This is a genomic window from Rhodopseudomonas sp. BR0G17, from assembly GCF_010907025.1.
GTDB lineage: Bacteria > Pseudomonadota > Alphaproteobacteria > Rhizobiales > Xanthobacteraceae > Rhodopseudomonas > Rhodopseudomonas palustris_H.
The window spans coordinates 1-420 of sequence record NZ_QUML01000177.1; the positions used below are offsets into that span (position 1 = coordinate 1).

1 protein-coding gene and 1 pseudogene are annotated in these 420 nt (G+C 67.6%); both read left to right on the plus strand.

The genetic code is table 11. The features are described from left to right. Window positions 1-180 (plus strand): annotated as a pseudogene (locus DY467_RS25755) (hypothetical protein); the annotation flags it as partial. Between the two features lie 15 nt (window positions 181-195). Further along, window positions 196-417 (plus strand): hypothetical protein, encoded by a 222-nt coding sequence (locus tag DY467_RS25760; RefSeq protein ID WP_246701653.1) that lies wholly within the window; start codon window positions 196-198, stop codon window positions 415-417. The last annotated feature ends 3 nt before the right edge of the window (window positions 418-420 follow it).

The following is a 420-nucleotide window of genomic DNA, read 5'->3' on the forward strand; positions in this document are numbered from 1 at the left end:
GGCGATCGCAGCGTCCGCGTGGCGCTCCGTTCCGGCGTGGTTCCGGACCGATTTTTCGAACTGATCGGCCGCGGTGCCGCGCGCAGCGACGACGAGAACGCTGAACTGTCGGCGCTGAAGCGACGCGTTGCTGGCGACGTGCTGGCCGCGGCCCCGGACACGCTGTTCGACCGGCTGTGACCTGGACGCACGCACATGAAAACCATCATTCGCCCATTCTGCGGCCACAGGACATCCTCGGCGGCCTGGGCCGAACGGCTCGCCGGTCTCGACTGCAGCATTCGCGATGTCGATCTCTACACGCTCGACGCCGCGCTACTCGGCAGCGCCGCCGCGCTGCTGATCGGCATGCACATGGACCAGCGCTTCCTGCAGACGAACACCGCGCTGCTCGACGACTACGTCGCTGCCGAGTAGCGC

Excerpts from the sequence above, each read along its gene's own strand:
- DY467_RS25760 (WP_246701653.1), top strand. The coding sequence starts at position 196 with ATGAAAACCATCATTCGCCCATTCTGCGGCCACAGGACATCCTCGGCG.